This is a genomic window from Citrifermentans bremense R1 (genome assembly GCF_000426865.1).
Lineage (GTDB): Bacteria > Desulfobacterota > Desulfuromonadia > Geobacterales > Geobacteraceae > Geomonas > Geomonas bremensis.
This window is the reverse complement of sequence record NZ_AUGE01000015.1, coordinates 86,786-107,163: the sequence shown is the minus strand read 5'-3', so window position 1 is coordinate 107,163 and position 20,378 is coordinate 86,786. Positions and strand designations below refer to the sequence as shown.

Sequence of the window (20,378 nt, the reverse complement as noted above, 5' to 3'; positions counted from 1 at the left end):
CAGGGACGACCAAAAGGAGTTGCTGGAGATCATCGAGGAACGCTACGACAGGGCTGCCACCGTCATTACCAGCCAGTTGCCGGTCAAGACGTGGCACGACGCGATGCAGGACAAGACCGTGGCCGATGCGATACTAGACCGGTTGGTGCACAATGCCCACAAGATCGACCTGCAAGGGAAGGACTCGATGCGGCGGAAGAGATCGACGTTGACCTGACACGGGACCTATGAGACAGTGACGACCTCACCTCGCGACTACCCGGTCGCAATTCCCGGAACGCTGGTCGCAATCACAGCGGAACGGCGGTCGCAATCACATCAGTTCACCCGGTCGCAATCATCGGAATACGCAAGAGCGATGTATGGAGACTACTACGGGCACGTGGCCAAATCATTCCTCTCCAGATTCATCTACTTGATACTGACCTGGTCCCCAAGAATTACCCTGTTTGAGCTGATAAATTAATTTCGTAGGCTATCAAAGCTTGCAACAGGTTGTGATAAAAGGCATCGGAAGCATTGGGATTTTGCATCATCAGTAAAATTTCCTCGCATGATGTGTCGCTACAATTTTCAGGTTTTACACCACTCAGTGGCGTATCAGAAAGCAGTGCAATGGCTGTCTTTAACAACAAAACCTCCACCCGTAGTCGTTTCAAGGGTGAAAGTGGTAAATGTTTCAAAAGTTTCACGCATTCTTTTACAACACTGAGCCTGGAATCTGGGAATGAAAAATCCATCTCATCCATCTCCTCGTTGCATGAAGAAAATTGCCCTCGGCTGAGCGCAGGGGGCATTACCTTGTAGTAAGTATTAAATTTACCACATTTTGTTGCTGCCGTCGCAGTTGGGATGCGGGGTAAGACGGATTCAAACTTTGTAGCGAAAACAACTACAAATCAGAATTTAGTAGCAGCAACAGTTAGAAACAGTAGCCATAACTACCGTCAATCTTCTAGTTAGTTCGTGCGTTTGACGGAGAGAAGGCGCGTGATAACCATTTTTAATTGCAAAGTTAAATGGGGCAGTGAGGCGCTTTGTGGTTGTAGCAATATCTGTTGGAAACGACAGCAACACCCCGAAGCCCGGCGAGGTTTCGCTTTCCCACAACGGCGTCCTTTTCCTCGACGAGTTGCCCGAGTTCAAGAAGCACGTGCTGGAGGTGTTGCGGCAACCGATGGAGGACGGCAGGGTCACCATCTCCCGCGCCCTCGCCTCGGTCACCTACCCGAGCCGCATCATGCTGGTCGCCGCGATGAACCCCTGCCCTTGCGGCTACCTTGCCGACCCGGTGCACCAGTGTTCCTGTACCCCGCTCATGATCCAACGCTACCGCTCTCGGGTCTCCGGGCCGCTGCTCGACCGCATCGACATACATATCGAGGTTCCCGCCCTGAAATATCGCGAACTCTCCGATCGGGGAGAGAGCGAGGGCTCGATGGAGATCGCAGCGCGCGTCGCACGCTCCCATGAAGTGCAGAAGGAGCGCTTCAAGGGGACCAAGGTGCACAGCAATGCCCAGATGACGGCGCGGATGATCCGCAAGTTCTGCGAGACCGACGCGGTCGGGAGCAGGATGCTGGAAACCGTCACCGACCGGTTGGGGCTTTCCGCCCGAAGCTACACCAGGATCCTGAAGGTGGCCCGCACCATTGCTGATCTGGAAGGAAGCGAGGGAATAAAGGAACACCACATCTCCGAAGCCATCCAGTACCGCAGCCTCGACCGGAAGACTGCGTAACAAGGAGGGGACTGGCCCCGCAGGTGCCTGTCCCCCTTTTTTACGTCATCCTCTCCAGGCTGCGGTAATCGTGATCGAAATTTCCTCTCTCCACGCCCCTTGAAAATTCGGCAATGCCCAGTACACTGGCGCATGAGTTTTTATTAATCTTCATGGGCCAAGCAGACTGCAAACCCAGCCGACCTGGGTAAAGGAGGTACGATATGACACGGCAATCCCAGTGCAGAATCTTGCGCAACTATCGGATCAAGGCGCCGAGCAGGTTTTACAACATCTTGTTGAGAGTGTGGAAGTGCCTGACGGACAACCCGAAGATCCCGGGATCGGTATGGGCTGCGCATCCTGAACTGCTGTCATCGTTTTTGGCCGAGGCAGCAAAGTACCACGAGGTGTACCAGAGGGCCTCTCTCTACTCCAGCAAGCTTGATATTGCCGCGCGCGAGGTTCTCCAGGCGCAGTTAATCGATCATATGGACGAAATCGCATCGGTTTTGGAAGCGGCTTCTATCCGTTTCCCAGAAGTGATCGTCGTCTCGGGTTTCGAACTCAGTAAGGACCACAGGACCATATCCAGGACGAACGTACCCCAGACTCCGTCTGAAGATGTCAAGGTATCGGACGCCGAACAAACCAACTCCTGATGATGTTGTCCGACCGGAGGAAGCCGATCCCCTGATCCACGGTCGTGATCACACGCTGGCAATCGATACTATAACGAACATCGGGGTTACCGGTCAGGTAGCCCCTTTTATTCATCCACCCCGGTCTACCAACGGGGCATCACCCGCTCTTGACTCTACTCGCGATGCTCCAAACCTGCCATCCGTGACCCGGCCCACAAAGTTTGTTACCCCCGACACATGCTCGCCCTCGCTCTATGGTGCCCCCATTTCACGTTCAATTTGTCACGGCCTCACGACAAATTAGCATGCTTCCGTTTCATTTTGTCACGGCCTCACGACAATTTAGCATGCGCCCGTTTCATTTTGTCACGGCCTCACGACAATTTAGCATGCGGCCGTTTCAATTTGTCACGTCCTCACGACAAATTAGCACGCGGCCGTTTCAATTTGTCACGACCTCACGACAAATTAGCACGCGGCCGTTTCAATTTGTCACGACCTCGCGACAAATTAACACGCGCCCGTTCCAATTTGTCACGGCCTCATGGCAAATTAGCATGCGCCCATTTCAATTTGTCACGGCCTCATGACAAATTAGCATGCGCCCGTTTCAACTTGTCACGGCCCGGGCATGTAGGGGATTTTGTGTAAATGCCTTTTCGGCCCGGGAGGGATCCAGTTGGGCGGGATCCAGTTGAGCATGCGCTTGTTTTGGATTTACACCGCTTTGTTGTAAGTTCTCAGGGCAGGTGACAATCTGTCAACCACTGCTATGCTGACCTGCGGTCCCTACGCATTCGGTCCAGATAACCGATTACAGGTCAACGACTGGAACTGGGGAGAGTTGGAAGAGCACGGAGGCAAGGAGGGCTCTTGTGTCGGTTCGATCGTATCTCCAAAAGGAGCCCTCCCCCATGAAGTATGTGCGCATTCCGCTGATTAAGGCGCGGCCCGACCCGTTCCAGGAACTCCTGTTCCGGCTGGCCGAGCGATTCCGGTGCGCGATCTTGAGGAGCAATCCGCGGATGGGCCGCTTGATAACCCTTCGGGGCTTCCCCGTCGGCGCTTGCGGGGATGCATCACTGCTGTTGGCAAAATATCTACAGGTTAACGGGTGCGGACGCTCTCACTACGTGCTCGGAAAGAGGAACGGGCGTACCCATGCATGGCTTCAACTTGGGGATTTCACCATAGACATAACCGCCGACCAGTTCCACGACCAGAGCGCCGGCGTGATCGTGTCCGCAGATAGTGCCTGGCACTCCTCCTTTCAGGGAAAAATACAAAACATCGCAGACTTCTGTTTGTATGACCAGCGCTCAGCCTTCGAACTCACCACTGCGTATAAGGCGATCACGGCCTGCCTTTGAGAGGAGAGGTAAGCCTCGATCCGCCACGACAGGAGGTTCTGTATGCTCTCTAAAGACGATGCCAAAAAGAAACGGGAACGCAGCCATTCCCCCTACGCTTGGACCTGTCCCCTTTGCGGCAAGGCATGTCACGGCAACGGCGGCCAGATGGCCCACCAGAGCTGGCATCTAAAAAAGGAAGGGAGTCCCAAGGGGGAGTGGGGGGACTTGGTCCAACGCTTACAAGCCAGGCGAACCGAGAGCTGAGCTGATGCAAAATCCTGTCTCCATCTTCATGTGCGGCGACGTCATGGTCGGCAGGGGGATCGATCAGATACTGCCTCACCCGGTCGACCCGCACCTCTACGAGTGGTTCGTAACCGACGCCCGCCGTTATGTGGATCTGGCAGAAAAGGTCAGCGGCCCGATACCAAGGCCGGTACCATTCGACTACCTCTGGGGTGACGCCATCGAAATCTTCCGCCGGCTTCGCCCGGACGTGAAACTGATCAACCTGGAAACCAGCGTGACAACGTCGGAGGAGTTCTGGCCCGACAAGGGGATCAACTACCGCATGCACCCGCGCAACTTCCCGGCGATAACAGCCGCCGGGATTGATGTCTGCGCTTTGGCGAACAACCACGTCATGGACTGGGGGTATCGGGGGCTGGAAGAGACGCTCCGGACGCTAAAGGAATCCGGAGTGCGATGCGCCGGGGCCGGCCTCGACCTTTCGTCGGCGGCGGGACCTGCGACCGTTTCAGTTCCGGGCAAGGGGAGGGTGCATGTCTTCTCCTTGGGGGATGCCTCCAGCGGCATCCCCTCCGAATGGGGAGCAGGAAAGGAAATGGCTGGCGTGAACCTGCTGCCGGACCTTTCAGATCGGACGGCGGACAGGTTGAGAGAGTCGGTGCGGCAGGTGAAGCGGGAGGGGGACTTGGTGGTCGCCTCCATCCACTGGGGAGGCAACTGGGGATTCGAGATCCCGCCTGAACAGGTAGCCTTCGCCCATCGTCTCATCGACAGCGCCGGAGTCGACCTGATCCATGGCCACTCCTCCCATCATGTGAAGGGGATTGAGGTGTACCGGGGCAAGCTGATCATCTATGGTTGCGGTGATTTTCTGACCGACTACGAGGGGATAAGGGGGAAGGAAGCGTATCACGGCGACCTCGGCTTCATGTACTTTGCGGATGTGGAAGGGAAGACAGGCGAGCTGAAGGAACTGAGGCTGATACCAACGCGGGTGCGAAAGTTCCAGGTGGTCCGCGTAAGTGGCGCCGACTCGCGCTGGCTGCGTGACACCATGAACCTCCAGGGTAAGGGGTTCGGGACTCATGTCGAAGAGACCGAAGATCAGACGCTCTTGCTAAGATGGGCTCAAACTGTGAAGGGTTAGCCTTCCGCGATTGCTTTCTTCAATATCTTTTGGCAATAGCTGTTCAGGCTTTCGCCGGATCTGAGGGCACGGATGGCTACTTGGCGATGCAACTCCTTGTCGACCCTCAGCACAAACCGACCGGAGTACTCCTTATTTGCCGTGGCAGGTGGCAGCGGCTTGCCATCGGCTTCGTACAGCTCTATTGCCTCCGCCACCGTTTCACAAAGCTCACGGTAAACCTCTGCCTCATTATCTCCATGGACCCCGCCGTAGATAAGACCTGGACAGGTCCCGACATAACAACCATCCTCCTCGGACCACTCGACCAGTTTCAAGTACTTGTCTGTCTTCTTCACTTTTTGCACTCCTTGATTGCAGCTTCGACCTGCCGTTGCTGGTAAGGTTTCGCGTCGTCACCGAGGTTGCCGGATAATGTTATCGGTTTGGCGCAATCGGGATGGGTGAAGTTCCGATGGCTCCCTTTGCCGCCCCGGTCGACAAATCCAGCTTTCTTTAGACGCTCTATGAGTTCCCGGATCTTTGGTGGCAGTGAGTGATGATACTACGGTGATACTACGGTGTCAATTTCGCCTAAGGATGGTGGCGCACCCGCTGCTTCACGGGCTTTCTGTGAAAAAAGCGGGGCGTCCTAGACGCCCCGCTTTTTTTTTAAGCATTGGAAATAAGGCTTTACTTCTTGTGACCCGATTCGCGGATCATCGCTGCTGCATCGGCCTTGATATCCACCAGGTCCTTCTGCATTTCGGCCAGACCGTACCAGGTGACGTAGTCGGGGTTCATGTGGAACGCACCCTGGAAGGCACGCATGCGGTGCTCCAGGAACATCACGTACAGGGTCTGCTCGATGGGTGTCCTGGTGTCGTAGAAGGTGAGCAGGTCCGGGTAGGCCGGCTGACCTTTCTGTGGCTTGATGATCCCCTTGTCGTACAGGTCGGCGACTATGGTGATCGCCTCGGCCATCAGCTTGTCGGCTTCCTTGATCATCTTGTCGGCGTTGCCAAGGCTGGTCTTCGCGTAGCTGGGGCTGTGGCACTTGCTGCAGACGCCCACCATCTTGTCGCGGGACGCCTGCCACTCCTCCTTGGTCAGGCGGGCTACCTTGCCTGCCTTCACGAGATCCAGGCGCGGGGTCGGCTTGCCGGCTGCGTCGAGAACTCCCAGACCCTTGAGGATGGTCACGCGGTACCCCATCCACTCGGCGTCCTCTTCCGGCAGGCGCAGGGCGAGGAAGCCCCAGGAGGTCATTACGTTGTGGTCGCCGTCACCCATGTGGCAGGTCTGGCAGGTGGGGGCCCGGCCGGTGTCGCCTTCCATCTGGTAGATGGAGCCGTGCTTGGAGTTGGACCACATCTCCCACTGCGGATGGTCGAAGCCCATGTGGCAGGTGCGGCAGGCTTCGGGTTTCTTCGCCTCGGCCTTGCTGAACTTGTGGCGGGTGTGGCAGGAATTGCAGGGCGAGCCGTAGCGACCCTCGTCGCGGGACTTCTCGTCGCGGATGCCGACCTTGTGGCAGCCGCCGCATCCCTTCATACCCTGGATGTAGGCGTGGGGCTGGATCTTGTTGGTCGGCATGGCGTCCATGGCGACCCAGGCCAAGGCGTGCTTGCCGGAGGCGTACTGGTCATGCTCCTTGGTGTGGCACTGCTTGCAGGTCTTCTCGGTCGGCATGGTGACCTTGGCCACGTCTTTCGCGCTTTGGTGCTCTTTGCCATGGCAGTGGAAGCAGTCGACGCTGCCGCTTTTGCCCATCTCGCCTTCGAGGAAGTCTTTGACGATGTTCGGGGTGATCTTCTTGTGACAGGTGATGCAGTTGCTTTCGGCAGCCAGTGCAGGCACAGCCAACATGAGCATCAAGGCCATACCTCCGGCCAGTTTTTTGAGACAGTGAAGCATTGAAACCTCCTTGGGAATATAAAAATGGTGCTCATGTAAACCATATGCCCGAGGGGATTTCTTTGATCCAGATCAAAAAATGAGCCGAAAGCGCCAGAAATGCGAAGGGCCGCCATGGGCGGCCCCTGCTATTTTGATGGTGGTTTTTGAGGTGGGGAGATCCCCTTTCTGCTCGTCTGAGTGATTGTCAGCCGATCTGCACCTCGATACGTCTTGGCTTCGCGATCTCCGCCTTGGGAATCCTGAGGGTCAGGATGCCGTTGACGAAGTCTGCCTTGGCCTTTTCGTGGTCCAGGCTCTCGGGAATGGTGAACTGACGGTAGTAGTTCCCCAGCTGGAATTCGCTGTAAACCGGGGTCCCCATAAGGGTCGATTTCGCCAGCGCCGTGATGGTGAGGATCCCTTTTTCGACGTTGACGTCGATATCCCCCTTGGCCACGCCCGGTAGGTCGGCGGTCAGGAAGAGTCCTTCTTCTGTCTCCACGATGTTAACCGCGGGGCGGATATACCTTTCGTTAGACCTGGTTTCCTCACGGGTCTGGGCGTTGCGCTCGTCGTTTCTTTCGGTCAAGCTGTTGGGTGCCATTTCTAAGACCTCCTTCGTGATGGAATGATCCTTACGAGAGTTTGATATCTATCTTCTTAGGTTTCGCGTGCTCGGCCTTGGCCAGCTTGATCTGCATCATCCCGTCCTTGCACTGCGCCGTTATGTTGTTCGGGTCGATGTCGACCGGGAGTTCCAGCGTTCGGGTGAACCTGCCGGATCCGAGCTCGGAGCGGTGAATTACGCCTTTCACCTCTGCGAAGGGTTTCCTTTCGCCGCTTATGGTCAGGGTGTTCCTGAGGACGGAGAGGTCGACGTCCTTGGGGTCGACGCCAGGTACCAGTGCCTCGACGTAGACGCTCCCTTCATCCTCGCTGAAGTTCACCAACGGGAACCGGCGGGTCGCCACCGGCGAGAGGAACGCCGGGCCGAAGGGGCGGTTGTACCCTGCGCCGCGAAATGCTTCGTCAATTTCTCTTCTCAGGCTGTCCAACTCTTTGAATACATCCCAGGTTGCCATGTCGGTTGCCTCCTTTTCAGAGTGATGGAGTGATTCTCTGATGGGAAAATAAGCATTGTTTTTGCGTTGTCAAGGGGGGATGATACGTGCGGAAAAGACGAGTGGAATCGGTGTGTTGGCTGACAGTGGAGCCCCCGCGCCTTCTTGTGGGGCGCGGGGGCTAGGTGCTACGAGAACCTGCTCTTGATGAACTCAAGTCCCTTGTCCAGGATGCCCCCTTCGGGCACAGTCCCCTCCGGCGTCGCCTTGTCCACCATCTCCGGCAAAATGTTGCTCAGTTTGTTGGCCGTTTCGTCCGTAGAGGTTCCTGCCTGCGTTGAAAGCTGCTGCATACGTTCGTTCCCCAGTCCTTCCTTCACCTGGTTAGGCGAGATGGGGGCGTTGGGACCTTTGCCGATCCACGAGGAGATGATGTCCCCCAGTCCCTTTTGCTGGAACGATTGGATGATGCCTCCCAACCCGCCGGTTTCCCTGTTGGAGAGCATTTCCACGATCCCCTTGACGAGGCCGGAATTCTCCCCGCCGCTCATGCCGCGAACCTTGCTGGTAACGTCATCGATTATTCCCATTTTTGTTCCTCCTTTTGGCTGTCGCCTGTCTTGACCGTCTGCCCGGACCGATGAGGCGGTTCGAGTCACGGCCCGCTTGAATGCGCTGCGTCACGGTAAGTATTGGCGCCGATTAATCCGCCGCAGAAGTTTACCACCCGTGGCAAGGGTAAGGAACTAGGCGAAGCCGGTTAAAAAAAGGAGGGGAAGCGGGGAGCAAGGCGGCGGCTACGCAGCTATACTTGGGGCTGCTCGCGGGGAAGGTAATAAAGGGGGCGGCAATGTATTCGATCGGAAACGAAGAAATCTTGATGCAGCACAAGGTCGCATTCCTTTGTTCCCGCCAGGTTCCCGAGGGAGTTGCGGCGAAGGCGTGCCGGTGGGCCGACGAGCAGCGGGAAGAGGGGAGATGCGTCATCTCCGGCTATCACTCCCCCCTGGAGAAGGCGGTGCTTTGCCGCCTCCTGCTGGGGACACAGCCGATCATTGTCGCCATGGCGCAGGGGCTCGGGAGGATCGACGCCGAATGGGGAGCGCACATCTCGGCGGGGCGCCTGCTGGTGATCTCGCGCTACGCCGAAAGTGTGACCCATCCCTGCGAATCCAAATGCTATCAACGCAACAAGATGATGATGGATCTTGCCGACCAGGCGGTCATTGGCCATGCCTCTCCAGGAGGAAAGCTGGAGCTGCTCTGTGCAGCGTACCCAGGAAAGATCCTCTTTTTGTAGCAGCTACCGTAGGAGTGCCCACCCTCGTACCTGTCACAAAAAAAATGTTGACAACTCACAGAACCTCCTTTATAAACGACTTCAACTTTCAAAACCAACTGATTCCTCTGTCATTATTAAAAAGCTGGAACAATCAGCCAGTTTGCAGTGGTGCTGGATGTCTGGGCAGGGCAATCCAGTGAGTGAACCTTGGTCATGCAAAACGATGTAGTGTGGGTGAAAGTGACATTCTTTTTTATATATGTGGCAAAAATGTCACGCTGATACAGTCGGGGCAAGCGGCATGCAAATGAAGCAGCAAGTGAAAGAGCGGTTCAACCATTTCCTTTCCAGAAAACATCTCAAGACGACTTTGCAGCGCAACCTTGTGGTCGACGCGATGGTCGAACTGGGCCGTCACACCCACGTCGACGAGCTTTATCTGCTCTTGCGCGCGAAGCATCCCTATATCGGCCATGCCACCGTTTATCGCTCCTTGAGGCTCCTTGCCGAGTCCGGTCTCGCCCGCGAGATCAATCTTGGTGATGGGTTCACCCGCTATGAGTTGGCCCGGCAGGGCGAACGGCATGACTATCTTGTTTGCAGCGACTGCGGCACCGTCACCGAGTTTGAAAACGGCGCGGTCGAGAAAGAACAGCTAAGGCGTGCTCATAATCTCGGCTTCGCCATCGAGACACTGAAGATCGAGCTCAAGGGGCTTTGCCGCCACTGTCAGGGACGTCATCCCAACGCTAACTGATTACTTGCAGGACCTATAAAGCCTGCTGCGATTGATTCGCGCTGATGGCTATAGGATACGCCAGATACACCTCTGCGGAACATTTATGCCGCTTCGGAGCTATCTGCTGCTAAGGGAGTAGTATTTTTTTTCTCCAATGAGTGAAATTAACTTTCAGTTTTACAGCTGCTAGCCGATACGTCAAATGCCGATGCCTAAAGCAATAAGCCAAATAGAATAATCCGTTTTTACAGAGTGAGGAATGGCAGCCGCAACAGTTGAAGAGGGGGGTGAGATGGGTATCAAGAAGATTTCGGTAGCAACTGCATTCTTGGCGGGGAGCCTTTTGCTTTCTTCCGAAGCAGCGTTCGCGCTGCATCCGGATCTGGTGGTTCCGGAAAGGGTGGAACTGAAGCACAAGGCCTGCCAGGAGATTGTGCGGCTCGGAGCGAAGTACAAGGTCGAAGGGCTCTTCACTCCGGAGTTCCTGGAGGGAAAGCAACACGAGTGCACCCGGATAGATGTCGCGCTGGCGGTACAGCTTTTGACCGAGAAAATGGCGGAAAAAGCGGTGAAGGAGGGAAACCAGGCGGTGGACAGGGAAGACCTGCTGCTGCTCGCCGACTTGAAGGAGGAACTGCGCGCCGAGATGCTGCTGGTCGGCACCCGGACCTTTCAGTCCCGCTATCAGGACCTGGGCACCAGGTTCACCGCGCTCACCAAGAACATCTCCCTTAGCGGCGGTATGGTCGGCGTGCTCCAGGGGACCGTCGGTCATACCCCTAAAAACCACGCGGACACCGTAGGACGCGCCGATCTGGTCTTCAACTTCAAGGTGGGGGAGAACACTATCGCCGTCCTCGACCTAGAAGCGACCGGCGGCGAAGGGATCGACAAGACCGCTGGCATCAACTCCTTCTCGGGCCTGAACGGCCTGGCCGGATCCACCAGCGACCGGGTCAGATTCCGCGAGGCGTGGGTCGAGCATTCAGCCTTCGACGACCGGATGGTGCTGACCGCCGGCAAGGTCGACCTTTCCAACTACTTCGATTCCAACGCGGTCGCCAACGACGAGACCGGGCAGTTCCTGGCCGGCGCCTTCGTCCACTCCGCCGTGCTCCCCTTCCCTGCCAACGGGCCGGGCGCAAGGGTGGCAGCGAAACTGACCGATTCCCTCGTCGTTGGCCTTGGCTATGGCAGCGGCGATGCGGGCAGCGAAGACAGCTCCGACTCAGCCGACATCTTCAGCCACGGCTTCGGCATCGCGGAACTCGACTACAAGGTGAAGGCAGGGAATCTGGAAGGGAACTACCGCCTTTACGCCGCCCTGGACGGGGCACTCACAGGCAAGCTGGAGCAGAAAAACGCCTGGAACTTCGGAGCGAGCCTCGACCAGCAGCTGACCGAGAAGCTGACCCTCTTCGCCCGCTACGGCCAGCGCGACAAGGATGTCTACGAGGTCCAGCAGGCCTGGAGCGCCGGCGGGCAGTACGCCGGGCTTTTCCCCTCCAGAAAGGACGACGTTCTCGGCGTAGCCTACGGCCAGATCAAGGCGCACGGCTCCATCGCCGATACCCAGGAGAAGCTGGCCGAGGTCTACTACAAGTTCAAGGTGAACGACCAGATCGAGATCGCGCCGGTGGCGCAGTACCTGGTCCACCCGGCCGGGCTGCGCGGCAACGACGACGTGCTGGCGCTCGCGCTGCGCGCCCGGATCAGCTTCTGATCGAATAGGGCAGGGGAACTTTCCTGCCCGTCTTTTTGTCTGTTGAGTGAAAATGAATATTAAGATTATGGAGAGGAGCGTCTCATGATACCACTCGGAATTTTAGGTGCAGGCGAATGCGGCGAGATAGTCGAGATCCTTTTGGGCAAGACGGAAACTTCCGCGGTGCGAGGCGAGCTGGAAAAGACGGCGATCCGGGTGGAGGACATGGGGATCCGGGTGGGAAGGAGCGTGGAGATGCTGAAAAACGGCGGCGGCACGGTTCTGCTCAGGGTGGACGAATCGAGAATCGCCATCGCCCGGCGCATGGCAATGAAAATCATGGTGAGGAGGTAGTGCGATGAATCTGGCAAAGCTGAGGCCGGGGGAAAAAGGGAAGATCACCGCCATCGGGTCCATCGGGCCCCTGAAGCGGCGCCTCATGGACATGGGGGTGCTGGTGGGCGAAGAGGTGAAGGTGCTCAAAGTGGCCCCGATGGGGGATCCGATTGAGGTCAGCATCAAAAGTTACAGCCTGTCGCTGCGCAAGAAGGAAGCGGAAGGCATCGCGGTGGAGGTGGCAGGGTGAGCACGCAATTGAAATGCAAGGAAAGCCTGGAGGAGACGGAGGGTAACATCGACGCGGCGCAGCAAACCGCGCAGGGTAGAGTCATCACGGTGGCCGTCGCCGGAAACCCCAACTCCGGGAAGTCGACCCTCATCAACGCCATCGCCGGGACCAGGCTTCACGTCGGCAACTGGGCCGGGGTAACGGTCGAGAAAAAGGAGGCCCAGCTCGAGTACGCCGGCAGGAAGATCAGGCTGGTCGATCTCCCAGGCACCTACTCGCTCTCCCCCTACACCCAGGAGGAGATCGTGGCGCGTGACTACCTGGTCAACGAGCGTCCCGACCTGATCGTCAACGTGGTCGACGCCACGAACCTCGAGCGCAACCTCTACCTCACCGTGCAGCTTTTGGAGCTGGGCATCCCGGTGGTGATGGCGCTCAATATCTACGACGAGGCGCAGGCGAAAGGGTATGAGATCGATGTCGAGGGGATCGAGAAGATGCTGGGCGTAGCCGTGGTCCCCACCTCGGCCACCAAGAAGACCGGCCTCGACGAACTCTTCAAGTCGGTGCTGGCCGCGGCCGACGACCTGGCCGGGCATATGCCGAGGAAGCTGATCTACGGCGAGGACATCGAGGCTGCGGCGGAGCAGGTGGCGGACGAACTGCGCCACCGCAACTTGCCCCTTTCGGGGCGCTACCCGCAGCGCTGGCTTTTGCTGAAGCTGATGGAAGAGGACAGCCACGTCCTGGAGCAGATGAAGCTCGACCGTCTCGATTTCCTGTACCAGGCGCTGCATCACCTGAAAAAGGCCCACGGCGACGACATGGAATCGATCATGGCCGACGCCCGCTATTCGCTCGCCTCCGGGCTGACCCGCGAGGTGCTGCAAAAGCCTGAGCTCAGGCAGATGGAGCTGACCGAGAAGATCGACCGGATAGTGCTGAACCGCTTCCTGGGTATCCCCATCTTCCTGGGCGCTATGTGGCTTCTGTTCAAGCTGACCTTCGATCTCTCCGCCCCCTTCGGGGGATGGATTGGCGCCATGACCGAAGGCCCGTTCAAAAGGTGGGCGTCGGCGCTTTTGCTGCCGCTGGGAGCGCCGGATTGGACCGTCTCGTTGGTGAACGACGGGGTCATAGCCGGCGTGGGATCGGTGCTGGTGTTTGTCCCGGTCATTTTCGCAATGATGTTCTTCATCACCTTCCTCGAAGGGAGCGGCTACATGGCCCGGGCCGCCTTCGTCATGGACCGCACCATGCATTCCATCGGCCTGCACGGGAAGTCCTTCATACCGATGCTGCTCGGCTTTGGCTGCAACGTGCCTGGGATCTACGCCACCCGGACTCTGGAGAACCCCAAGGACAAGGTGCTGACCGCTCTTTTGGTACCGCTCATGTCGTGCGGCGCGCGCCTGCCGGTGTACGTTGTCTTCGTATCTGCCTTCTTCCCGAACAACTCGAGCACCGTTATCTGGTCGCTCTACGTGATGGGGATACTGCTCGCCGTGCTGATGGGGCTCCTCTTCAAGAGGACGCTCTTTCGCGGCGAAGCGCCCATGTTCATCATGGAGCTCCCCCCCTACCGGATGCCCTCTTTCAGCAGCCTCTGCGTGCACACCTGGGAGAAGGGAAAGCACTTCCTGTTCAAGGCCGGCACCTACATCTTCGCCGTCTCCATCCTGGTCTGGTTTCTTTTGAACCTCCCCTGGGGGGTGCAGCACAAGCGCGATTCCTATCTTGGGCAGGCGGGCGCGGTGGTGGCGCCGGTGTTCCAGCCCCTGGGCTTTGGCAACTGGGAGGCGGCCTCGTCCCTGATCTCCGGGGTCATTGCCAAAGAGATCGTCGTTGGCACCATGGGCGAAATCTACGCGCCGCAGAAGGACGAGAAAGGGGAGGTGCCGACCCTGAAGGAGGACCTGAAGGAGATTGCAGTTTCCTTTGGAGCCGCCTGCAACAAGGCCGTGAAGACACTGTTCTACCTGCCGGTGCCGGAGGAGAAGGAGAAGGATCGTTCTTCGCTGAGACACGCGCTACAGGGGGTTTTTACTCCTCTGTCCTCCTATGCCTTCATGGTCTTCGTCCTGCTCTACATGCCGTGCGTGGTGGCGATCGCGGCGATGCGCCAGGAGTTCGGCACCTGGAAATGGGCGGTCGTGGGGCTCGTGTATCAGACAATGCTGGCCTGGTCGGCGGCACTTATCATCTACCAGGGGGGGAGCTTCCTGGGGTTTGGAGGCTGACATGGGAATTGCGGATATCATCATTGCGACGGTCATCGTGGCGGGCGCGCTTTACATCCTTTATCGGACTCTCTGGAAGAAAAAGGGATGCTGCGGCTGCGAAGGGGGGAGCTGCTGCAAGAAGTAGCTTAGAGGTAAAACGACGGCGGGCCGGGGAGAAATCCCCGGCCCGCTTTCCGTTAAAGCTTCCAGCCGCTGGAGCTACAGGGACTTCAGGCGTAGACGGAGAAACCCTGCTGCTGATTCACAGCCGCTGCTTGCTGGGCGACGATGTTCGCCATCTGCATCTGGGCCTCCGCCGCGGTCTTCATCAACGCCATCGATACGGTCTGCTGGGCTAAGGCGGCAGCGCCTGCGATCTGCATGCTTGCTATCTGACTTACCTCCATGGCCTATCCTCCCGTAGATTATTTATCGGCGCGACGCGCGGCAACTTGAGCCAAAAGTGTCAACCGTTCTCCCGCAGCCTGGTATCGATGCGGATCTCCCCGGAAAGGGTGCGATGCACCGGGCACTTCTCGGCGATCTCCAGTAGCCTTTGCCTCTGCGACTCGTCGAGCTCCCCGAAGAGCTCGATCTCGCGGCTGAACATGTCGATGCGTCCCTCCCTGGTTTCGCACTCCCGGCAGTCCTCGGCGTGGATCTTGTGGTGGGACAGGCGAACCAGCGCGTCCCGCAAAGGCCAGCCCTTTTGGCGGGCGTACATCTGCAGCGTCATCGTGGTGCAGGCGCCGAGCCCTGCCATGACGTATTCGTAAGGGGAGGGGCCCTCGTTGCTCCCGCCGTACTGCAGCGGTTCGTCCGCCACCATGCTGAAGCCGTTGGCGAATATTTCGGTGCGGAAACCCTGTGCGGCGGTGCGGGCGGTGAGCCGGTTGTCCGCCGGCTCGCGCCGCTGCACCCCTTGCGCATTTTCCGCGGGGGGAAGGTAGCGCGAGGCCCAGGTGGCGATGACCTCGCCGGCATAGCGGGAGTCGGCGGGATCGGTGAGGAGGTGGTCGGCCTCGCCCAGGGAGATGAAGCTTTTGGGGAATCTTGCCGCCTCAAAGATCCTGGAGGCGTTATCGATCCCCACTATCTTGTCTGCCGGCGAGTGCATCACCAGGAGCGCCGCCTCGAGACGGTCCAGGAACTCCTCGGGGCGGTGGGCCTCCAGGTCGTCGAGGAGGCTCTTCCTGATGGTGAAGTCGCTTCCCCCCAGGTGCACCGTGGCCTCCCCCTCGCGTTCGATCTGCTGCGCGGATTCACCCAGCAGTTGCCGCAGGTGCGCCGGGGTGAAGGGGGCTGCTATGGTGGCGATCCCCTGCGCCGAAGGGATTTCGCCCGCCGCGGCCAGCACCGCCGCCCCCCCCAGCGAGTGCCCGACCAGTATTTTCGGCGCGGCGTACTCCTGCTCCAAAAAACGCGCCGCCGAGACCAGGTCGCTCAGCTCCGAGGAAAAGGTGGTCCGGGAGAAGTCCCCCTCGCTCTCCCCCAGCCCGGTGAAGTCGAAGCGGAGCACGGCGATGCGCTTGCTGCTCATGGCGCGGGTGATGTTGACCACCGCCTTCAGGTTTTTGGTGCAGGTGAAGCAGTGGGCGAAGATGGCGTAGGCAATCGGCTGTTCGTCATCGGGCAACTCCAGTCGTGCGGCCAGCTGCTCCCCGCGCGAATTGGGAAAACTGACTTTCTTGGTGTTCATCCTGACCTCCTTTTCCGTAACCTCCGCCTTGCGGCTTCGCATAGGCGAGCCTGTTCAAAGGTAATGTTACGGCGCGGCCAAGTCAAGAAAACGGCTGCGTCCCTATGCGCGCTCCGAGCCCGGCGCGCGCTGCAGATCGAGCCAAACATCCCGGTGCAAGCTGTCTGCTTTACTTCTTTTCTCTTTGGCCGATATAGGATATAAAACCGTACACTGCAGAATCATGTCTCAACTTCGGGAGTCCATGATGCTTGCCGAGTGGTCGATAAAGAAACGCATCATCGTCACGGTCCTCAGCCTCTGTCTCGCCAGCATCGCCATCCTCGGCGTCTTCGCCTATGATCACCAGAAACAGCAGATGCAGGAGGGGCTCAAGGATCAAGCATCCAAGGACGGGCGGCTTTTCGAGGCGATCCTGAGAGGGGACGCCGAGGGGCTGGCCAGGGCGCACGCCGGGATAGACAAGCTGGACTTCCTTCTGGCGCCGTTCGCCGCCGGAAACAAGAGCGCCCTCCTCGCCGCGGCCCAGCCGGTCTTTAACGAGATCCGGCAGCGCAACAACATCACCCACATGTACTTCATCGAGCCCGACGGCGAGGTGCTCCTGCGGGTGCACAAGCCCGAGCAGGATGGCGACATCTTGAAGCGCGAGACCTTCCTCAAGGCGCAGGCGACCGGGCAGACCGCGAGCGGCCTGGAGATGGGGAAGAACTTCTTTTCCCTGCGCAGCGTCCGGCCGGTTTCCTACCAGGCAAAGGCGATCGGATACATCGAAGTCGCCGAAGAGATCGATCACGTCTTCCAGCAGATGAAGCAGATCACCGGCAACGAGGTGAGCGTCTTTTTGACCGACAGCTTCCTGAAGAGCAACAAGACGGAACTGCAAAGCGCGCAGATCGGCTCCTTCAGGATCCTCTACCCCACGCAGAAAGAGGTCGCACTCGGACTTGCGGCCGAATCGCTCCCCGAGATGCAGAGCGCGCTCAAGGAACCGCAGCTTAAAATCGTCTCCTACAAGGGTGGGAAGTATCTGGTTGCCGTCGGGCCGCTCAAGGATGCCTCGGGGGCGACAGTCGGGGTGCTCTTGTCGCACAAGGAGATCACCCCGCAGTTCGCCTCCTTGTGGAAAGGGGTCGCCGCGCAGGTCGGGATATTCATGCTGATCATCCTCGCCGCCTCTTTGCTGCTCTACCTTTCCCTCAGGAAAAGCCTCAACCTCTTCAGGATGCTCAGGGAGCACATCGTCTCCGTTACCACCACCTGGGACCTCACCCGCAGGATCGAGATCGACACCGAAGACGAGATCGGCGCCTTGGCCGCCGACTTCAACGCCATGACCGGGAAGCTTGCGAAGATGGTGCAGCAGGTGCATCACTCCAGCGGGGAACTGGCGCGGGTCTCGGCGAACCTGGTCCAGGTCTCCGGCACGGTGATGGGTGGCGTGGAGCAGCAGTCGGCCTCGGTGCACGAGACCTCCTCCGCCATGACCCAGATCACCTACTCCATCAAGGGGGTGGCCGAGGCGGTGGAGAGGTTGTCGCAGTCGGCGACCGAGAGCTCGTCGTCCGTCCTGGAAATGGCGTCGGGCGTGGAGGAGGTCGCCCTGAACGCGGAGGCGCTGGCCCGGTCGGTAGGCGAGGTGGGGGCCGCCATAGTGCAGATGGCCGGCTCCATCACGGATGTGGGCCTCTACGCCGACCTCCTCATGGCCGAGGCGAGCGTCAACTCCTCTGCCATCATGGAGATGGACAGCTCCATCAAAGAGGTGGAGAAGAACGCGCTGAACACGGTGAACATCTCCGAAGCGGTGAAAAATGACGCCGTGGTCGGCAAGCGCGCCGTCGACTCCACCATCCTTGGCATCAACGCCATCAAAGCGTCCTCAGCCATCACCTCGGAGGTCATTACCAACCTTTCCCAGCGCGCAGGCGACATTGGAACCATCCTCTCGGTCATCGACGACGTGGCGGCTCAGACCAACCTCCTGGCGCTCAACGCAGCCATCATCGCGGCACAGGCGGGCGAGCACGGCAAGGGATTCGCGGTCGTGGCCGGAGAGATCAAGGAGCTTGCCAACCGCACCAGCGCTTCGACCCGCAAGATCGGCGAGGTGATCCATGGGGTCCTGGAGGAAACGGAACGCGCCGTTGCCGCCATCGGACAGGCCGAGCAGAACATCGCCGAGGGAGAGGCCCTTTCCAGGAAGTCGGGCGAGGCGCTGGAAAAGATCGTGCAAGGCGTCCAGCAGGCAACGGAGCAGGTGAACGGGATCGCACGCGCCACCGCGGAACAGGCCAAGGGGAGCATGATGATCCGCGACACCACCGAACGGGTGACGGCGATGGTGCGGCAGATCGCCGACTCGACCCGCGAACAGGCGGAGGGAAGCAGCCTGGTCCTTGGCGCGGTAGAGAGGATGAAGGACCTTACCGAACAGGTGAAGGACACCACCCGCGAGCAGAGCAACGTCGGCAACTTCATCGCGGAAACCACCGAGAGGATCTCCAACATGATCCGCCAGATCCAAACGGCGTGCGACGAGCAAAGCCGTGGCGCGGACATGGTGCTCCCGGCGGTGGAGAACATAAGATCCGTCAACGAGAGCAACCTCGGCGCGGTAAAGGTCCTGGGCGAGACCATGTCGGCGCTTTCAGGGCAGATAGCCGTGCTGCAAAACGAGATCGACCGTTTCAACGCTGCCGGCAGCCGCGACTGAAAAGGGGACAGGCTACTTTTTGATTTCAAAAAGTAGCCTGTCCCCCTTTTTGAAAATGTGTATAATCTTGAACGACCTCTAATGGGAGAGTGCAGCGACCCATCGCCCCGCAGGTGCGCCATGTCCGACGAAGACCGCTCCTTCACCATCATGACCTACAACGTGCACCGGCTGATCGGCAACGACCGGCACTCCTCCGCCCCCCGCATAGCCGAAGTCATCCATACCTATCAACCCGACATCGTCTGCCTGCAGGAACTCCCCGGCGCCAGGGTGCGCCCGGAGGTCGGCGGGGCCTGCCAGAACCTGGTGCATGAGCTTGCACTCCTGGAGACTGGGGGACGGCATTTTTTCCTGGAACGTGAGCGCTGGGGGAAGGTGGTGTTGAGCCGCTTCCCGATGCGGCTGGTCCAGGCCGGCGGGCTGCACCCGCAGAACAGGTACCGCACCGTGGTGCCGCGGGGCGTGCTCTGGGTCGAGATCGACCTCTTCGGGCAGAAGCTGCAGGTGGTGAACGTCCACCTGGGACTGACCCCCCAGGAGCGGAATTCCCAGGTGAAGGTGCTGACCGGCCCCGAATGGCTCTCGCATCCCGACTGCCGCCCGCCGGTCGCCCTTTGCGGGGATTTCAACACGCTGCCCAGCTCCACCATCCATAAGCAGCTCAAGAACGCGCTCATGGACGAACAGGAGAAGCTCAAGTTCGGGCACAACCATTTCACCTTCCCGAGCAAGCTCCCCATGGTGCGGTTCGACCACGTTTTCGTCTCCCCCGATCTCGTGGTGGAAGAGGAACTTATCCCCCGCAGCAAGCTAACCGGCGCCGCCTCCGACCACCTCCCGTTGGTGGTCAGGCTGCGCCTGGCATAAGCTGCTGATCAAATACATCTTGCACGACATCGGCGGAAAATCCTAAAGTCTCGGGCGCCCCGTCCGAAGAGAACGCAATAAAGAACAACCGTCCCCAGGGATGAAAAAACGGAGAGAGGCCATGAGCGAATACACGGAGATGCCGGCAGGTATGGAGGTTCAGGAAGTAATCATTGACAGGGTCCTGCAGAATACGGGCGCTTTGCTGGAAATCTGCCTGGTAAAGCACGGCAAGCAGTATGAGGCCGCTATCTTCGTCGACAGAAGGTATAAGCCCGGTCCGCCTCTGCCCCGACCGCTGGAGTCCCCTTCCGGGACCGCGACCCACTGGATGGGCGTGCGCCCCAAGGTGGGCCTGTCGGCTGAAGAGACGGAAAAAATCGTCTACGAGGTGACCGGGCTCAACGCCTTGCACCGCATCACCATGAAAGACAACTGGGGGAACCTGCTGGACGCAGTCTAGGCCTTCCAGGCATCGAAACCGAAAAGGCCGCATCGTTATTGGCGATGCGGCCTTTCTTTGTCT

General features: G+C 58.8%; 24 protein-coding genes. 15 read left to right on the top strand and 9 right to left on the bottom strand.

Translation table 11 applies throughout. The annotated features are described in order from the left end of the window. On the top strand, positions 1-217 hold a 217-nt coding region (locus K419_RS0111105; protein WP_026841649.1), incomplete at its 5' end, for an ATP-binding protein. 223 nt (positions 218-440) lie between these two features. Here the strand turns inward: K419_RS0111105 and K419_RS23535 are convergent. Further along, a complete protein-coding gene (locus tag K419_RS23535) occupies positions 441-740 on the bottom strand; it encodes a hypothetical protein (protein WP_156912203.1) in 300 nt (99 codons plus the stop codon). A gap of 299 nt (positions 741-1,039) precedes the next feature. Between K419_RS23535 and K419_RS21975 the strand changes: the two genes are divergently transcribed. From K419_RS21975 to K419_RS0111080, 4 genes are all read left to right on the top strand, one after another. Beyond that, a complete protein-coding gene (locus tag K419_RS21975; RefSeq protein ID WP_226377683.1) occupies positions 1,040-1,741 on the top strand; it encodes an ATP-binding protein in 702 nt (233 codons plus the stop codon). Between the two features lie 203 nt (positions 1,742-1,944). Then, positions 1,945-2,382, top strand: coding sequence for a hypothetical protein (locus tag K419_RS0111095; RefSeq protein ID WP_026841648.1), 438 nt, complete (start codon positions 1,945-1,947; stop codon positions 2,380-2,382). Positions 2,383-3,278: 896 nt separating this feature from the next. Next, entirely contained in the window at positions 3,279-3,734 is a 456-nt protein-coding gene (locus tag K419_RS0111090; protein ID WP_026841647.1) for a hypothetical protein, read from the top strand. Between the two features lie 250 nt (positions 3,735-3,984). Next, on the top strand, positions 3,985-5,112 hold the full coding sequence (locus tag K419_RS0111080; RefSeq protein WP_026841645.1) for a CapA family protein: 1,128 nt from the start codon (positions 3,985-3,987) through the stop codon (positions 5,110-5,112). Here the strand turns inward: K419_RS0111080 and K419_RS0111075 are convergent. From K419_RS0111075 to K419_RS0111055, 6 genes are all read right to left on the bottom strand, one after another. After that, positions 5,109-5,450 carry a type II toxin-antitoxin system HicB family antitoxin gene (locus K419_RS0111075; protein WP_012532097.1) on the bottom strand — a complete coding sequence of 114 codons (342 nt, stop codon included), beginning with the start codon at positions 5,448-5,450 and terminating at the stop codon, positions 5,109-5,111. The two genes, K419_RS0111080 and K419_RS0111075, sit on opposite strands and share 4 nt — an antisense overlap. Further along, positions 5,447-5,620 (bottom strand): type II toxin-antitoxin system HicA family toxin, encoded by a 174-nt coding sequence (locus K419_RS24415; RefSeq protein ID WP_226377684.1) that lies wholly within the window; start codon positions 5,618-5,620, stop codon positions 5,447-5,449. The genes K419_RS0111075 and K419_RS24415 overlap by 4 nt, the downstream gene beginning before the upstream one ends. Positions 5,621-5,784: 164 nt before the next feature. Further along, on the bottom strand, positions 5,785-7,008 hold the full coding sequence (locus K419_RS0111070; RefSeq protein WP_026841644.1) for a multiheme c-type cytochrome: 1,224 nt from the start codon (positions 7,006-7,008) through the stop codon (positions 5,785-5,787). A gap of 187 nt (positions 7,009-7,195) precedes the next feature. After that, positions 7,196-7,594, bottom strand: a complete 399-nt coding sequence (locus tag K419_RS0111065; RefSeq protein ID WP_026841643.1) for an Hsp20/alpha crystallin family protein — start codon at positions 7,592-7,594, stop codon at positions 7,196-7,198. Positions 7,595-7,625: 31 nt separating this feature from the next. Next, positions 7,626-8,072, bottom strand: coding sequence for an Hsp20/alpha crystallin family protein (locus K419_RS0111060; RefSeq protein WP_026841642.1), 447 nt, complete (start codon positions 8,070-8,072; stop codon positions 7,626-7,628). Positions 8,073-8,239: 167 nt separating this feature from the next. After that, positions 8,240-8,641, bottom strand: a complete 402-nt coding sequence (locus K419_RS0111055; protein WP_026841641.1) for a YidB family protein — start codon at positions 8,639-8,641, stop codon at positions 8,240-8,242. Between the two features lie 260 nt (positions 8,642-8,901). Between K419_RS0111055 and K419_RS0111050 the strand changes: the two genes are divergently transcribed. The 7 genes from K419_RS0111050 to K419_RS23135 all read left to right on the top strand — a co-directional run bounded on the left by K419_RS0111050 (position 8,902) and on the right by K419_RS23135 (position 14,712). Next, a complete protein-coding gene (locus tag K419_RS0111050; RefSeq protein ID WP_026841640.1) occupies positions 8,902-9,351 on the top strand; it encodes a hypothetical protein in 450 nt (149 codons plus the stop codon). A 283-nt stretch (positions 9,352-9,634) separates the two neighbouring features. Then, a complete protein-coding gene (locus K419_RS0111045) occupies positions 9,635-10,090 on the top strand; it encodes a Fur family transcriptional regulator (protein ID WP_084154202.1) in 456 nt (151 codons plus the stop codon). Positions 10,091-10,364: 274 nt separating this feature from the next. Then, entirely contained in the window at positions 10,365-11,795 is a 1,431-nt protein-coding gene (locus tag K419_RS0111040) for a carbohydrate porin (protein WP_026841638.1), read from the top strand. 84 nt (positions 11,796-11,879) lie between these two features. After that, on the top strand, positions 11,880-12,131 hold the full coding sequence (locus K419_RS0111035) for a FeoA family protein (protein WP_026841637.1): 252 nt from the start codon (positions 11,880-11,882) through the stop codon (positions 12,129-12,131). A gap of 4 nt (positions 12,132-12,135) precedes the next feature. Next, positions 12,136-12,363, top strand: a complete 228-nt coding sequence (locus K419_RS0111030) for a FeoA family protein (RefSeq protein ID WP_026841636.1) — start codon at positions 12,136-12,138, stop codon at positions 12,361-12,363. Further along, positions 12,360-14,585, top strand: a complete 2,226-nt coding sequence (gene feoB / locus K419_RS0111025; RefSeq protein WP_026841635.1) for a ferrous iron transport protein B — start codon at positions 12,360-12,362, stop codon at positions 14,583-14,585. Before K419_RS0111030 ends, feoB begins: the two co-directional genes overlap by 4 nt. Position 14,586: 1 nt before the next feature. After that, the gene (locus tag K419_RS23135; protein WP_012532086.1) at positions 14,587-14,712 is read left to right on the top strand and encodes a FeoB-associated Cys-rich membrane protein; all 126 of its coding nucleotides are present in this window, start codon (positions 14,587-14,589) and stop codon (positions 14,710-14,712) included. An 85-nt stretch (positions 14,713-14,797) separates the two neighbouring features. Here K419_RS23135 and K419_RS23830 read toward each other — a convergent pair whose 3' ends face one another. Then, positions 14,798-14,974 carry a hypothetical protein gene (locus K419_RS23830; protein WP_012532085.1) on the bottom strand — a complete coding sequence of 59 codons (177 nt, stop codon included), beginning with the start codon at positions 14,972-14,974 and terminating at the stop codon, positions 14,798-14,800. A 59-nt stretch (positions 14,975-15,033) separates the two neighbouring features. Further along, the gene (locus K419_RS0111010; protein WP_026841634.1) at positions 15,034-16,266 is read right to left on the bottom strand and encodes a bifunctional alpha/beta hydrolase/OsmC family protein; all 1,233 of its coding nucleotides are present in this window, start codon (positions 16,264-16,266) and stop codon (positions 15,034-15,036) included. A 223-nt stretch (positions 16,267-16,489) separates the two neighbouring features. On the opposite strand from K419_RS0111010, the gene K419_RS0111005 reads away from it, so the two are divergent. From K419_RS0111005 to K419_RS0110995, 3 genes are all read left to right on the top strand, one after another. Further along, positions 16,490-18,982, top strand: coding sequence for a methyl-accepting chemotaxis protein (locus K419_RS0111005; protein ID WP_226377682.1), 2,493 nt, complete (start codon positions 16,490-16,492; stop codon positions 18,980-18,982). A 120-nt stretch (positions 18,983-19,102) separates the two neighbouring features. After that, positions 19,103-19,852, top strand: a complete 750-nt coding sequence (locus tag K419_RS0111000; protein ID WP_026841632.1) for an endonuclease/exonuclease/phosphatase family protein — start codon at positions 19,103-19,105, stop codon at positions 19,850-19,852. A gap of 121 nt (positions 19,853-19,973) precedes the next feature. Next, complete coding sequence (locus K419_RS0110995; RefSeq protein WP_026841631.1) at positions 19,974-20,315, top strand: hypothetical protein; 342 nt, start codon at positions 19,974-19,976, stop codon at positions 20,313-20,315. Positions 20,316-20,378: the final 63 nt, after the last annotated feature.

Coding starts and splice junctions, on each gene's coding strand:
- K419_RS23535 (WP_156912203.1), bottom strand. CDS start 740: ATGGATTTTTCATTCCCAGATTCCAGGCTCAGTGTTGTAAAAGAATGC.
- K419_RS0111095 (WP_026841648.1), top strand. CDS start 1,945: ATGACACGGCAATCCCAGTGCAGAATCTTGCGCAACTATCGGATCAAG.
- K419_RS0111090 (WP_026841647.1), top strand. CDS start 3,279: ATGAAGTATGTGCGCATTCCGCTGATTAAGGCGCGGCCCGACCCGTTC.
- K419_RS0111080 (WP_026841645.1), top strand. CDS start 3,985: ATGCAAAATCCTGTCTCCATCTTCATGTGCGGCGACGTCATGGTCGGC.
- K419_RS0111070 (WP_026841644.1), bottom strand. CDS start 7,008: ATGCTTCACTGTCTCAAAAAACTGGCCGGAGGTATGGCCTTGATGCTC.
- K419_RS0111065 (WP_026841643.1), bottom strand. CDS start 7,594: ATGGCACCCAACAGCTTGACCGAAAGAAACGACGAGCGCAACGCCCAG.
- K419_RS0111060 (WP_026841642.1), bottom strand. CDS start 8,072: ATGGCAACCTGGGATGTATTCAAAGAGTTGGACAGCCTGAGAAGAGAA.
- K419_RS0111055 (WP_026841641.1), bottom strand. CDS start 8,641: ATGGGAATAATCGATGACGTTACCAGCAAGGTTCGCGGCATGAGCGGC.
- K419_RS0111050 (WP_026841640.1), top strand. CDS start 8,902: ATGTATTCGATCGGAAACGAAGAAATCTTGATGCAGCACAAGGTCGCA.
- K419_RS0111045 (WP_084154202.1), top strand. CDS start 9,635: ATGCAAATGAAGCAGCAAGTGAAAGAGCGGTTCAACCATTTCCTTTCC.
- K419_RS0111040 (WP_026841638.1), top strand. CDS start 10,365: ATGGGTATCAAGAAGATTTCGGTAGCAACTGCATTCTTGGCGGGGAGC.
- K419_RS0111035 (WP_026841637.1), top strand. CDS start 11,880: ATGATACCACTCGGAATTTTAGGTGCAGGCGAATGCGGCGAGATAGTC.
- K419_RS0111030 (WP_026841636.1), top strand. CDS start 12,136: ATGAATCTGGCAAAGCTGAGGCCGGGGGAAAAAGGGAAGATCACCGCC.
- K419_RS23135 (WP_012532086.1), top strand. CDS start 14,587: ATGGGAATTGCGGATATCATCATTGCGACGGTCATCGTGGCGGGCGCG.
- K419_RS23830 (WP_012532085.1), bottom strand. CDS start 14,974: ATGGAGGTAAGTCAGATAGCAAGCATGCAGATCGCAGGCGCTGCCGCC.
- K419_RS0111010 (WP_026841634.1), bottom strand. CDS start 16,266: ATGAACACCAAGAAAGTCAGTTTTCCCAATTCGCGCGGGGAGCAGCTG.
- K419_RS0111005 (WP_226377682.1), top strand. CDS start 16,490: ATGTCTCAACTTCGGGAGTCCATGATGCTTGCCGAGTGGTCGATAAAG.
- K419_RS0111000 (WP_026841632.1), top strand. CDS start 19,103: ATGTCCGACGAAGACCGCTCCTTCACCATCATGACCTACAACGTGCAC.
- K419_RS0110995 (WP_026841631.1), top strand. CDS start 19,974: ATGAGCGAATACACGGAGATGCCGGCAGGTATGGAGGTTCAGGAAGTA.